Source organism: Sinorhizobium sp. RAC02, assembly GCF_001713395.1.
Lineage (GTDB): Bacteria > Pseudomonadota > Alphaproteobacteria > Rhizobiales > Rhizobiaceae > Shinella.
On record NZ_CP016452.1, the window covers coordinates 2034453 to 2047717 of the forward strand.

The 13265-nt window shown below is 63.5% G+C and carries 13 protein-coding genes; 2 read left to right on the top strand and 11 right to left on the bottom strand.

The genetic code is table 11. The annotated features are described in order from the left end of the window. Window positions 1-22 precede the first annotated feature (22 nt). Together BSY16_RS30475 and BSY16_RS30480 are read left to right on the top strand one after the other, a co-directional pair. The gene (locus BSY16_RS30475; protein ID WP_069063472.1) at window positions 23-529 is read left to right on the top strand and encodes a TRAP transporter small permease; all 507 of its coding nucleotides are present in this window, start codon (window positions 23-25) and stop codon (window positions 527-529) included. Further along, the gene (locus BSY16_RS30480; protein WP_083243195.1) at window positions 526-1968 is read left to right on the top strand and encodes a TRAP transporter large permease; all 1443 of its coding nucleotides are present in this window, start codon (window positions 526-528) and stop codon (window positions 1966-1968) included. The genes BSY16_RS30475 and BSY16_RS30480 overlap by 4 nt, the downstream gene beginning before the upstream one ends. Before the next feature lie 129 nt (window positions 1969-2097). On the opposite strand, the gene BSY16_RS30485 is transcribed toward BSY16_RS30480, so the two are convergent. From BSY16_RS30485 to BSY16_RS30535, 11 genes are all read right to left on the bottom strand, one after another. Beyond that, a complete protein-coding gene (locus BSY16_RS30485; protein WP_069063473.1) occupies window positions 2098-4386 on the bottom strand; it encodes an NADP-dependent malic enzyme in 2289 nt (762 codons plus the stop codon). A gap of 85 nt (window positions 4387-4471) precedes the next feature. After that, on the bottom strand, window positions 4472-5146 hold the full coding sequence (locus BSY16_RS30490; RefSeq protein WP_069063474.1) for a 3-oxoacid CoA-transferase subunit B: 675 nt from the start codon (window positions 5144-5146) through the stop codon (window positions 4472-4474). Window positions 5147-5158: 12 nt separating this feature from the next. Beyond that, the gene (locus BSY16_RS30495) at window positions 5159-5866 is read right to left on the bottom strand and encodes a CoA transferase subunit A (RefSeq protein WP_069063475.1); all 708 of its coding nucleotides are present in this window, start codon (window positions 5864-5866) and stop codon (window positions 5159-5161) included. A 4-nt stretch (window positions 5867-5870) separates the two neighbouring features. Beyond that, the gene (locus BSY16_RS30500) at window positions 5871-6401 is read right to left on the bottom strand and encodes a gamma carbonic anhydrase family protein (RefSeq protein ID WP_069063476.1); all 531 of its coding nucleotides are present in this window, start codon (window positions 6399-6401) and stop codon (window positions 5871-5873) included. Between the two features lie 57 nt (window positions 6402-6458). Then, window positions 6459-7808, bottom strand: a complete 1350-nt coding sequence (locus BSY16_RS30505) for a dicarboxylate/amino acid:cation symporter (protein ID WP_069063477.1) — start codon at window positions 7806-7808, stop codon at window positions 6459-6461. 105 nt (window positions 7809-7913) lie between these two features. After that, a complete protein-coding gene (locus BSY16_RS30510) occupies window positions 7914-8264 on the bottom strand; it encodes a cupin domain-containing protein (protein WP_069063478.1) in 351 nt (116 codons plus the stop codon). Window positions 8265-8269: 5 nt separating this feature from the next. Beyond that, window positions 8270-9292 (bottom strand): quinone oxidoreductase family protein, encoded by a 1023-nt coding sequence (locus tag BSY16_RS30515; RefSeq protein ID WP_069063479.1) that lies wholly within the window; start codon window positions 9290-9292, stop codon window positions 8270-8272. 15 nt (window positions 9293-9307) lie between these two features. Beyond that, window positions 9308-10204, bottom strand: a complete 897-nt coding sequence (locus BSY16_RS30520; RefSeq protein ID WP_069063480.1) for a beta-keto acid cleavage family enzyme — start codon at window positions 10202-10204, stop codon at window positions 9308-9310. Window positions 10205-10225: 21 nt separating this feature from the next. Continuing rightward, entirely contained in the window at window positions 10226-11011 is a 786-nt protein-coding gene (locus BSY16_RS30525) for an SDR family NAD(P)-dependent oxidoreductase (RefSeq protein ID WP_069063807.1), read from the bottom strand. A gap of 26 nt (window positions 11012-11037) precedes the next feature. Further along, complete coding sequence (locus BSY16_RS30530) at window positions 11038-11961, bottom strand: dioxygenase family protein (RefSeq protein WP_069063481.1); 924 nt, start codon at window positions 11959-11961, stop codon at window positions 11038-11040. A 137-nt stretch (window positions 11962-12098) separates the two neighbouring features. After that, window positions 12099-13232 (bottom strand): low temperature requirement protein A, encoded by a 1134-nt coding sequence (locus BSY16_RS30535; protein WP_171902504.1) that lies wholly within the window; start codon window positions 13230-13232, stop codon window positions 12099-12101. Between the last annotated feature and the right edge of the window lie 33 nt (window positions 13233-13265).

Sequence of the window (13265 nt, forward strand, 5' to 3'; positions counted from 1 at the left end):
CACGATCGTTACGGAGCCTTTCATGGAAAAGGTTGAGCAACCTCGCCGGGATCGCCGAGCGGGCCAGGTCGAGCGCCTGGCCGGCCTGCTGGCCATGATCGGCGGCATTCTGATCTGCTTTGCAGCCTTGCTGGTGACGATCAGCGTCGCCGGACGCCGGCTGTTCAACAAACCGATCACAGGCGATTACGAACTGGTCGAAGTGAGTGTCGCTGTCGCCGTGTTCGCCTTTCTGGCCTACACGGGCGCCAAGAGCGGCCACATCGCCGTCGACACGTTCACGCTCAAACTGCCGTCCCGCATGAACGCCGCCATCGACGGGCTCTGGGATCTCGTTCTGGCCGGGTTCCTCGGCTTCTTCTCCTGGGGGCTGCTGGCTGGAGGGTTGAACGCGCGCGCCTATGGCGAAACGCTGGTCCAGATCGCCTGGCCGATCTGGCCTGTCTATTTCGCCTGTTCCATTCACGCCGCGTTCGCCTGCCTGATCACGCTCGCGGTCGCTTTTCTCAAACTCGGAGGCGGCAAGTGAGCGGCTTTTCCATCGCATTGCTCGGATTCGGCGCCATGCTGCTGCTTATCGCGGCGCGCATGCCCATCGCACTTGCCATGCTCGTGGTCGGCGCCGGCGGCTATGCATGGCTGTCCAGCCCCCATGCCCTGGTCTACTATCTGCAAACCAACGCCTACAGCCAATTCGCCAGCTACACGCTGTCGGTCATTCCGCTGTTCGTCCTGATGGGCGCGTTGGCGGAACGCTCCGGGATCGCGGCAACGCTGCTACGCGCGTCCGAACACAGCCTTAGCCGGCTGAGGGGAGGCATGCCGATGGCGGTCATCGTCGCCTGCGCCGGTTTTGGCGCGATCTGCGGCTCCTCGGTCGCCACCACCGCCACGTTCGGAAGGGCGGCGCTGCCGGAACTGCGCCGGGCGAAGGTCGATCCGGGCCTCGGGACGGGCACCATCGCCGCCGGCGGCACCCTGGGCATTCTCATTCCGCCATCCGTCATCCTCGTCATCTACGCCATTACCGCCGAGCAGAACATCGCCAAGCTTTTCCAGGCGGCCCTGATCCCCGGGCTCATGGCGGCGGCGTTCTACATCATCGTGATCGCCATCGTCGTTCGCCGCAATCCTGAACTGGCACCGCCCATAAGCTATGCACCGCCGGCCGCGGCCCCGCGCCCGGCCTGGGCTCGCCCCGTGGGGGCAGTCCTTGTTCTTCTCGCAGCAGGCACCTGGTTCGTGGGCTACGTGGGCGTGACCGGCGCCGTGCTGCTGACGATCCTCGGCCTGCTCATGATGTTCGCCAATTTCGCCGTCATCCCGGCGGCGGGCATCGCATTCGTCGTCGTCGGCGGCATCTACGGCCAGGTGTTTACGCCGACCGAAGGAGCGGCCGTCGGGGCAGCTATCATGCTGGTGGTCGGTATCGCCCAGAGAACCCTCAATCTGGAGGACATCAAGCAGAGCTTCCTCCAGACGGCGGAAACGACCGGCATGATTTTCCTGATCCTGCTTGGTGCGGAAGTGTTCGGCGCTTTCCTTGCGCTGACCCAGATGCCGATAACGCTCGCCTCGATGATCGGCGATTCGTCCCTGCCACCTTATGCCGTCATCTGCGCCATGATGTTGGCCTATATCGTCCTTGGCGCGGTGATGGACGAATTGGCCATGATCCTGCTGACCCTGCCGGTCTTCATACCGGTTGTTCTCACACTCGATTTCGGCATGCCGCCCGAAGATGTCGCGATCTGGTTCGGCATGCTGGTGCTTGTCGTCGTCGGCATCGGCCTTACGGCGCCGCCGATCGGCCTCAATGTCTTCATCATCAGCAAGATCGCCCGCGATGTCCCGATCGTGCAGACCTATCGCGGCGTGCTTCCCTTCGTCATCGCGGACTTCCTCCGTCTTTCAGCGCTCATCATCTTCCCAACGATCTCGCTGTGGCTGGTGCGCCTGCTGAATTGACGACGAGCGCTGCCCCGCCTGTCTTCCCCCGGCGGGGCAGCGCCAATCAACACCGTGCCAGATCAACCGATGGCATAGCCGGTCTTTGAACATCAAGGCGAAACGCCGCGGCCACGACGCCGGGCCTGATCAGGCGCTATCGGTTCCAAAGGCGGCGATCGCGGCCATGTTGACGATATCGGAATCCTTGGCGTTGAGCGGCACGATCTGCACCGATTTATCGAGACCGACGAGAAGCGGGCCGATGACGGTCGAACCGCCGAGCTCCTGCAGGATCTTTGTCGAAATCGAAGCGGAGTGCAGCGCCGGCATGACCAGCACATTGGCCGGGCCGGACAGCCGGCAGAACGGATATTGCTGCTGCATCAGCTGATGATTGAGCGCGACGTCGGCCGCCATCTCGCCATCGTACTCGAAATCCACCCTGCGTTTGTCGAGGATGCGGACGGCCTCCTGCACACGCTCGGACCGCTCGCTCTGCGGTTGGCCGAAGGTCGCGTTGGCGAGCAGCGCGACACGCGGCTCGTAGCCCATGCGTCGCGCAAAACCGGCAGCCCCCTCCGCGATATCCGCCAACTGCTCGGCATTGGGCAGGTCATGCACGGCGGTGTCGGCCACAATGACGTTGCGCCCGCGGCTGAGCGCGATCGACAGCCCGATGACGCGCTGGCCCGGGCGCGGGTCGATCACCCGCCCGATATCCTCCAGCGCCGATGAATAGTGGCGCGTCACCCCGGTGACCATGGCGTCGGCATCGCCGAGCGCCAGCATGCTGGCCGCAAAATGGTTGCGGTCATTGTTGATGAGGCGCTGGCAGTCACGAAGCAGAAGGCCCTTGCGCTGCAGTCGCGCGTAGAGGTGCTGGGCATAGGCGCTGCTCCGCGGCGAAAGCCGCGCATTGGTGATCTCGATGCCGGTGTTGGCAATATCGAGACCGGCATTCAGCGCCGCCTGCTTGATGCGGTCCTCCCGGCCGACGAGGATCGCCGTTCCGAGTTCCTGATTGACGAAGGCGACCGCCGCGCGGATGACCTGCTCCTCCTCGCCTTCCGCAAAGACGACACGCTTGGGCTGGAGCCGCACGCGGTCGTAGATGCGCTGGAGGGTCGAAGCGATCGGGTCGCGACGGGCGGACAATTCCTGGGCATATTTTTGCAGGTTGTCGATGTCGCGACGCGCGACGCCTGTCTCCATCGCGGCCTTCGCGACGGCGACTGGGATTTCTGAGATGAGGCGTGGGTCGAATGGCACCGGAATGATGTAGCTGGGGCCGAATTTCGGCCGGTTGCCCTGATAGGCGGCGGCGACCTCGTCGGGCACGTCCTTGCGTGCAAGCTCGGCCAGCGCCTGCGCGGCCGCCACTTTCATGGCCTCGTTGATGGTCGTCGCCCTGACATCCAGCGCACCACGGAAGACGTAGGGAAAGCCCAGCACATTGTTGACCTGGTTCGGATAGTCCGAACGGCCCGTGGCCATGATGGCGTCGGTGCGGATTTCGGCGACTTCCTCCGGCGTGATCTCGGGATCCGGGTTCGCCATGGCGAAGATGATCGGGTTTTTCGCCATCGACTGCACCATGGCCGGCGTCAGCGCACCCTTGGCCGAAAGGCCGAAGAACACGTCGGCGCCGTCGATCGCCTCGGCCAGCGTGCGCAGCGTCGTCTTCACCGCGTGGGTCGACTTCCACTGGTTCATGCCCTCGGTGCGGCCCTCATGCACGACGCCCTTGGTATCGCACAGGATGACGTTTTCCGGCGCAAAGCCGAGGGATTTGATGAGTTCGATACAGGCGATCGCCGCCGAACCTGCGCCGTTGCAGACGAGGCGCGTCGTCTTCATGTCGCGGCCGGTGATGTGCAGCACATTGATCAGCCCGGCGGCGGCGATGATGGCGGTGCCATGCTGGTCGTCATGGAAGACCGGGATATCCATTACTTCGCGCAAGCGCTGCTCGATGATGAAACATTCCGGTGCCTTGATGTCCTCAAGATTGATGCCGCCGAAGGAAGGGCCGAGGAAGCGCACGCAGTTGATGAACTCGTCGGGATCCTGCGTATCGACCTCGAGGTCGATCGAGTCGATGTCGGCGAACCGCTTGAACAGGACCGCCTTGCCCTCCATCACGGGCTTGGACGCCAGTGCGCCGAGATTGCCGAGGCCGAGAATGGCTGTACCGTTGGAGATGACGGCCACCATATTGCCGCGCGTGGTGTAGTCGAAAGCCTTAGACGGGTCTTCCGCGATGGCCTTCACAGGCTCGGCAACGCCGGGCGAATAGGCCAGCGAAAGGTCGCGCTGGGTCGCCATCGGCTTGGTCGGCGTGATCTCGATCTTGCCAGGGCGCCCCATGGCGTGAAACTCAAGCGCTTCTGCGGCGGTCACCGAGGGGCCTGCCGAATGGGTCTTTTTCAACGACATCAGTTCGCTCCCTTTGCCATCTGGGCAAGACGTTGGAGAGCCGCGGCGATCGCCGCGGCTGCGCATCGGCAGTTTCGGACCGGGATCAGGCGCCCACGGCGAGGTGCGATGGAACGACGATCTCGCCCCCGGTGGCGGCTCGAACGTCTTCGATCGTCACGGCGTCGGCGAGTTCGAGAACCTCGAACGCAGGACGGTCGCCGCGAAGCGGCCTGAAGACGCCGAGGTCCGTGATCACGAGATCGACAACGCCCTTGCCCGTCAGGGGCAGCGAGCACTGCGGAACCAGCTTTGGCTGGACGGCGCCGGTCTTGTCCTTGGCGACATGCTCCATGACCACGACGACGCGCTCGACGCCGGCCACCAGGTCCATCGCACCGCCCATGCCCTTGACCATCTTGCCCGGGATCATCCAGTTGGCGAGGTCGCCGTTGGCGGCCACCTCCATGGCACCGAGGATCGAGATGTCGACATGCCCGCCGCGGATCATGGCAAAGCTGTCGGCGGAGGAGAAGAAGCTGGTCGTCGGCAGCAGGGTGATGGTCTGCTTGCCGGCGTTGATCAGGTCGCCGTCCTCATCGCCCTCGAAGGGGAACGGCCCCATGCCGAGCATGCCGTTCTCCGATTGCAATTGCACGCTGATGCCGGGCGCAATGTGATTGGCGACCAGCGTGGGGATGCCGATGCCGAGATTGACGTAGAAACCGTCTTGCAGTTCCTTGGCGGCGCGCGCCGCCATTTGATCGCGAGTCCATGCCATGCTTTGATCCTCCTAAGCCGCGGTCCGCGGTCTGGTCGTGCGTTGTTCGATGCGCTTTTCCGGATTGGCGACATGCACGATGCGGTCGACATAGATGCCGGGCGTGTGGATCCCGTCGGCGTTCAGCTCGCCGGTCGCAACGAGATGCTCGACCTCGGCGACGGTGAAGTCCGCCGCGGTCGCCATCATCGGGTTGAAGTTGCGCGCGGTGTAGCGATAGATCAGGTTGCCTTCGCTATCGCCCTGCCAGGCATGCACGATGGCGAGATCGCCGCGCAGGCCCTTTTCCATCACATAGGTCTCGCCGTCGAAGTCGCGGCTCTCCTTGCCGTCTGCGACAAGAGTGCCGACGCCGGTGCGCGTGAAAAAGGCCGGGATGCCGGCCCCGCCGGCGCGAATGCGTTCCGCAAGCGTGCCTTGCGGAGTGAATTCGAGTTCGAGTTCACCCGACAGGTATTGCTGTGCAAAAGTTTTGTTCTCGCCGACATAGGACGAGACCATCTTGCGGATCTGGCGTGAGTCGAGGAGGACGCCGAGGCCGATCCCATCGACGCCGGCATTGTTGGAGATCACGGTGAGGCCGGTGACACCGGATTCGCGGATCGCCAGGATCAGGGCTTCCGGAATGCCGCTGAGGCCGAAGCCGCCCGAGAGGATCGTCATGCCATTCTTGAGGCGACCGGCCAAAGCCTCGGTCGCGCTGCTCATTACCTTCTTCATGGGGTCAAACTCCCTTTGATACGAGATGGTCGCGATACCGGATCGCGTTCTGCACGTAGCGCTGCGCCGATGCCTTGAGGCGTTCGGACTCTTCCTGCGAAAGCGTCTTCACCAGCTTTGCCGGCGAGCCGAGGATCATCGAGCGCGGCGGAAACGACTTTCCTTCCGTGACCAGCGCCCCCGCCCCGACGAGCGAGCCTTCGCCGATCGCGGCACCGTTCATGACGATCGCCCCCATGCCGATGAGCGAGCCGTTGCCGATGGTGCAGCCATGGAGGATGGCACGGTGGCCGACGGTGCAGTCTTCGCCGATTGCGAGCGGAAAGCCCGGATCGGTATGGAGGATGGCGCCGTCCTGCACATTGCTGCGAGCGCCGAGGTCGATCAGTTCGTTGTCGCCGCGCAGGACCGCGCCGAACCAGACGCTGCTGTCCTTGCCGATGCGGATCCTGCCGATGATCTCGGCATCCGGCGCGATCCATCCCAGGTGTTCGTCAAGCACGGGCTTGCGCTCTTCGAGATCGTAGAGGGCCATTTCACACTCCAATGGTCGTGGGGATCGGGGGCCGCCTCTGCCGCGGCCCCGACATCGTCAGATCTTCGACGCGAGTTCCGGGACCGGAATGACATCCAGGTCGTCGACGGCTTCGGTGTCGGCCAGCGGGCTGCCTGAAAGCACCGCCTGGAGACGGGCCTCGTCGAGTTCCCCCTCCCATTTCGCCATGACGATCGCCGCTACGCCGTTGCCGATCATGTTGACCAGGGCGCGCGCCTCGCTCATGAAGCGATCGATGCCGAGGATGAGCGCCATGCCCGCCACCGGGATCGCCGGCACCACGGAGAGCGTACCGACAAGGGCAATGAACGAGGCACCCGTCACGCCCGATGCGCCCTTGGACGTGACCATGGCGACGCCGAAGATGGCAAGCTGCTGGGCGAGCGTAAGGTCCGTATTGGTCGCCTGGGCGACGAACAGGGCGGCGAGCGTCATGTAGATGGACGAACCATCGGTGTTGAACACGTAGCCGGTCGGCACGACCAGACCGACGACAGGTTTGGCGACGCCCGCATGGGCCAGCTTTTCCATCAGGCTCGGCAGCGCCGAGTCTGATGACGACGTGCCGAGGACAATGAGAATCTCTTCCTTGATGTAGGCCAGAAACTTGATGATGCTGAAGCCGGTCCACCAGGCGATCAGACCGAGCACGCCAAAAACGAAAAGGATGCTGGTGAGATAGAAGGTGCCGATCAGGAAGGCGAGCGGGCCGAGCGACGACACGCCATACTTGCCGATGGTGAAAGCCATGGCGCCGAACGCGCCGATCGGAGCGAGGCGCATGATCGCGTTGATGGCGCCGAACACGAGATGCGAGCCGGCATCGATGACGTCGCGGATCGGCTTGGCGCGATCGCCGAGATGCGACAGGACGTAGCCGAACAGGACCGAGATCAGCACGACGGGAAGAATGTCACCCTGCGCGAAAGCATCGACGACCGTCTTCGGCACGATGTTCATGAGGAATTCCGTGACGGACTGCTCCGCGGCCTTGCCGGCATAGACGCTGACGGCGTCGGCATCGAGCGTGGCGGGATCGGCGTTGAAGCCGGCACCGGGCTTGAGCACATTGCCGATCACCAGACCGATGGCGAGCGCGAGTGTCGAAACGACCTCGAAATAGAGCTGTGCCTTGCCGCCGACACGGCCGACCTTCTTCAGGTCGTTCATGCCGGCGATGCCCGACACCACGGTACAGAAGATGACGAGCGCGATCACCATCTTGATCAGTTTGATGAAGGTATCGCCGAGCGGCTTCATCTCGATCGCCGCCTCCGGCCAGAAATGACCAAAGACGATCGCGAGCGCGATGCCGATCATAACCTGTACGTAGAGTATCTGATACCAAGCCTTGCGCGGCTTTGGAGCAGTGGAAGCATGCGTCATGGAAGATCCTCCCTTCGGAATGAGCAAGATTGCCGCGACGGGCAACCCGTCACGTGAACTGGAATCGGAACTTCGAGGTAGGCGAGCGGTTAGCTCGCGCCGGCCTTACAGCGGCTGAGCTGGCGGCAGCGGCATTACCAGCAGGATCGTCGCCGGTCGGTCGGTCGCGTTGAAAAGTTTCCGCCCCTCCCTGGGCGCGACACGACAGGAATCCCACGGCGCGAGCACGACCGCCTCGAGGCCGTTCGACACCGTGACCTCGCCGTCGAGAACGACGTAGAGTTTTTCGACGGACGAACTGTCGAGGGTCGTGCCGCCGCCCGGCTCAAGGATCGACACGCCGAGCCAGACCGTGTCGGAAGGCCCAGCCTCGCGGCCCTGCAGGCGAACCATCCGCATTTTGTCGTGGCCTGCCGCCTGATAGGGCGGCGCGTCGGCGAACTTGACGACGTGCATGGCGTCTACGCTCCCGGGACCAGCACGATACGGTCGCGCGAGGACGCCATGACGGCCTGGTAGGCGTCGTAGGCGTTTTCGAACGAATAGGTCGCGCTCGGAAGAATGGGAAAGGGCTTGAGCTTGCCGGCGGCAAAGCCCGGCGCCAGCTGTTTGAGGATCGCGCCCGTCTCGACCGAGCTCAGTGAGATCGTGTCGATGCCGACATAGGTATGCTGCCCCTTGTAGAAGGCAAGCAGGTCGAAGGTAACGAAGCGATCGACCGCCGCGATGAAGATGGCCCTGCCCCCAACGGCGAGTGATTTCTGGCCGATCTCGTAGAACGGGTCGCCGACGGTGTTGTAAACGATGGCAGCTCCCTTGCCGCCGGTCAGTTCACGAACCCGCGCAGGCACATCCGTCCTGTCGGCAGCGATGACCTCGATCGGTGCGTTGGTGTGCCCCTGATAGGGTTCGTCCCGGCGCACGACGCCGATGACGCGGGCGCCGCGCCAGGTCGCGATCTGCGCCGCCGCCTGCCCCACCTTGCCGTTCAGGCCGAGGATGAGCACGGTCTCGCCAGCCTCGGGCAGCCCGGCCCGATCCAGGCCTTTCCAGGCGGTAACAAAGGGCACGCCGATCCCTGCCGCAGCCTTGATGTCGATTCCGTCCGGTACCGCGACGACGGCATCGGCCTCGACGATCATGTGGCTCGCATGCGAGCCGTCCTGCCGGATGCCGAGATCGCCGGATGAACCGAAGACCAGCTTTCCGGCTAACTCCTGGGGGCCTGCCACCACCTGGCCCGCGAAATCGCGTCCCGGCGTTCGCGGAAACACCGCATAGGGCATCAGGCCGGTTGCCGCCTTGGCATCGGCCGGATTGACGGCCGCGGCATGAATTTCGACAAGCACTTCACCTGGCCGCAGAGGCCGTAGCGGATGCATCTCGATGGGAAGCTTGATCGTGTCGTAGCTCGGCGCATTGGCATGGAGACGCAGGCCTCTTGCCGTCGTTGCCGTCTTGCTGTTCGGATCTTCGTTGTTCATCACTGAGGCCTCCTGTCACACAGCTTCGCGCAAGCCGAGAATGCGGCGCGCTTCGGATGGATTTGCGATCTGGGCACCCAGATCTTCGGCAATGCGGCGGGCTTTCTCGACAAGGGCCGCATTGGAAGGCGCCAGAACGCCACGGTCGATATAGACGGCGTCTTCGAGCCCGACCCGGATATGGCCGCCGGCCAGATAGGACAAGGCGAGCATCCGGAAGGCCGACCGGCCGATGCCGATGGCCGTGAAGGCAGCATTGGCCGGCAGCAACCCGCGTGCGTAGAGCACGGTCTCGGGTGACGGCTGGAAGCCGTATTTCACGCCCATGACGAAGGAGGAGAGGAGCGGCCCCGTGAGCGTGCCGTCGGCGACCAGGTCGTGAAGGAGCGCGATATCGCCGGAATCGAACAGCTCGATCTCCGGCTTGACGCCCGCCTCGGTGATCACCTTCGCCATGCGGCGCACATTTTCCGGCGTGTTGATGACGACCTGGCCGCTCGAATTCATGGTGTTGAGATCGAGGGTACAGATGTCGGGTTTCAGCGCGACGATATGATCGACGCGGCGTTCCGGCACCATCAGCGTGGTGCCCTCGCCCGCAACCTTCGGATCATGCTGCGACGGCACGAACCGGCCCCCCGGCCCCGTCGTTAGATTGATGATCAGCTCGGCATTCTTCGACCGGATGCGGTCGAGAACCTCGCGGTAAAGGTCGAGGTCCATCGATGGCTGCCCGGTCTCGGGATCGCGGACATGGATGTGGGCGATCGCCGCCCCGGCTTCGGCCGCTTCCAGCGCGGAATCGGCGATCTGCTGCGGCGTGATCGGCAGATGCGGCGTCTGCCCCGGCTTGGTGAGGTTGCCGGTGATCGCACAGGTGATGAAGATTTTTTGGAGCGGTGCGCGTGTCATTGTTTCCTCCCGTTGGTCCGGCTAGAGCGCGCGGCCACCATCTACCTGAATGATGTGTCCGGTCGAATAGCCGAGCATGGTGGCGCAGGCGGTGATCGCCGCGGCAATGTCTTCGGCATCGCCGATCCGCTTGAGAGGCGTCGAGGCCATGACCTTGTCGTTGAAGTCCGCGCTGCGCCCCGGAACGAACTCGGTATCGACGACACCGGGCGATACGGCGAGAACACGCACTTCCGGCGCGAGCGCTCGCCCCAGAGCCTTGGTCATGACATCGATGCCGGCCTTCGCCGCGCAATAGGCGATGGACGAACCGATGGCGGTGAAGGCCGCAATCGAGGAGATCGACACGACCAGACCGTCACCGGATGCCTTCAAGAGCGGCGCGAAGGTGCGGACCGTCGCAAACTGACCGCGCCAGTTGACCTGCAGCATGAGATCGATCAGCTCGTCGGTGAGCGCATCGAGATCGGCATGCGGCACGGGCTTGGTGAAGCCCGCGGCATTGACCAGAATATCGAGGCGGCCATGCTCCTTTTCGAGCACCGTGCGAAGCGCGACGAGGGAAGCGGTATCGACGACATTGGCGACATAGGCCGCGTGCGGCGCGCCGAGTTCCGCGATCAGCGTCTTTGCCGCCTGTGTGTCACGCTCCGTGTCCATATGGGTGACGACGATGGTCGCACCGGCTGCTGCGAGCATGCGGCTGGTTGCGGCGCCGATCGCGCCGGCGCCGCCGACGACGAGAGCCACCTTGCCCTTGAGCGAGCGCGGATAGGTTTTACGTTCAGACTGTGCCGTGTTCGACATGAGGATCATCCGTTCAAGGTTGGGGGTCAGCGGATTGGCGGCGTCGGGAGCGTGGCTTCGCCGGGCTCCATCACGAATTCATAGGCAAGGCGATACCAGGGGCCGTTCACATCGGCTGCCGGCGGCTCGCCCGTTCCTTGCGCAAAATCGCCGATCAGGTGGCGCGTCACGCCGAACACCACATCGCTTTCCAGATGCTCGTCGTCATCGACGAAGATCTGGGTGATGAGCGTCCTGTAGCCCGGCTTGAAGCAGAGAAAATGCAGGTGGGCCGGGCGATAGGGATGGCGCAGCTGCGCGCGCAGCAACTCTCCCACCGGCCCATCGGTCGGCACCGGGTAGCCTGCGGGTTTGACCGAGCGGAAAGCGATGCGGCCCTCCGCATCGGTGCGGAACTTACCGCGCAGGTTCATGTTCGCCTGATCCGGATCCTGGTTCTCGTAGAGGCCGGCGGGTGACGCCTGCCAAACGTCGATCTCGACGCCCTCGATCGGCTGACCCTCAGGATCGGTGATGCGACATCCGGCGAAGAGCGCAGGGCCCGGCGTTTGCGAGCGGATGATCGAACCGCCGTTCTCGGTGGCAGGCGAATGCATCCGCCAGAACGGGCCGAGCAGCGCCGCAGCGGTTTCCGTCGCACCGTTCTGGCCATTGTTCAGCAGGCAGACCAGGGTCGAAAAACCGAGCGCATCAGAGGCCAGAACGCCTTCATTGTGCGCGTCGTTGGTCGCCTGACCGATCCGGTTGAGGAAATCGACGCCCTGCTCGAACTCTTCCTCGGTGAGGCGGACCTCACGGGCGAAGGCATGCAAATGCCTGACCAGGGATTCCATGACCTCCCTGAGACGATCGTTCGGCGCGCGCGACATCGCATCAAGCACGACGTCCGTCACCTCCTCCTGGTTTTCAATGATGTGACTTTGCCGGGTCTCTGTCTTTGCCGTATCCATGGCTTTTCCTCCTGCAATCGATTGCATGATTAATGCGAACGATTGCACGTTGTCAAGAGTGTGACGGCATGCTTTTTGACAGATGGTCCAAATAGCGGTTGTATTCCCCTGAAGACGGCGGGTTCGCGCATGGGCCGTCAATCGGCGCGCGAGCCTGCCGGATACAGCCGGCGTCGTACCGATACGGCGACAACCAGCAGTACCGCGATCGATTCCAGCGCATGGGCGGCGATGAAGACGCTACTCGCGAGAACCAAAGCCGCGACCAGCAAGAGCAGCCAGTGCATCGAGCCATGCCTGGACGTCCGGTCGCGAACCAGCCAGAGGGCAGTCAGGTACACCGCGATCGGGATTCCGAAAGCGAGAGCGATGTGCTGTTTCGAAACGGTTCCATTGCTGGCATCCGCGAGAAGCACAGCAAAACCGGCAGCCGTCGCTGCTCCCGCCGCAAAGAGCACACAATGACCGTACGCCCAGGTAAGAACGACACTGAGCTTGCGGCCGAGCAGTTGTTCGTTGCGGTCGAAGTAGAGCCCCCACATCGAAAAGGCGATGATGGAACATAGGGCCGCCCACCAGAAATGCTGGAACTGCGGCGTCGCCGGGCCTGAGATAATCAAGGCGACGGCGGCAAAACACTCGCCAAGGACAATGATGTTGAAGGAGTTGTAGCGATTAATGATGTGACCGTGGTGCCAGTTGCTGGCGCCCCCTCGCTCCGCCAGTGCGGGAACGGCCAGCTCGCCGAGAGCACCGAGTGCAAAGAGGGGAAAGTAGAGCGGCGCCTGCGGAGAAACCAGGATGATCAAGGTGTTCCAGTAGATCTGCATGGCGCCGATCCCGGCCACGTAGCGCAGGGCCGTCAGGCGGCCCTGTCGATCGCCGTTCGCAGCACCCAGCCACAGCGCAATCATGCCAAGCCGCATGATGCTGAAGCCGATGAGGACGAGCCAATGCGGCTGATCGCCGAGGCCGCTTCGAATCCCTCCGGCGAGCGTCAACGATCCAAACATGATGACCATCGTCACCACACGGAATGCGGCCGACTTGTTGTCATAGCCCGAAGCGAACCACGTGTAGTTTGCCCAGGCCAGCCAGGCCATGAAAAAGCTGCAGGCAAACCGGATGGCACCAAGCGCAAGATCGCCGGCTTCGATGTCTTGCGCCAGTGCGTGCGCGGCGGCAGCCACCGTCACGACGGTGGCAAGATCGAACATCAACTCGAGCGAGGTCGAGTCGCGGTTGGTCTCGCCGCGATCGCGCGGGGCCAACCTGAATGAAGCTATCCTGGACAAGGCTGACCA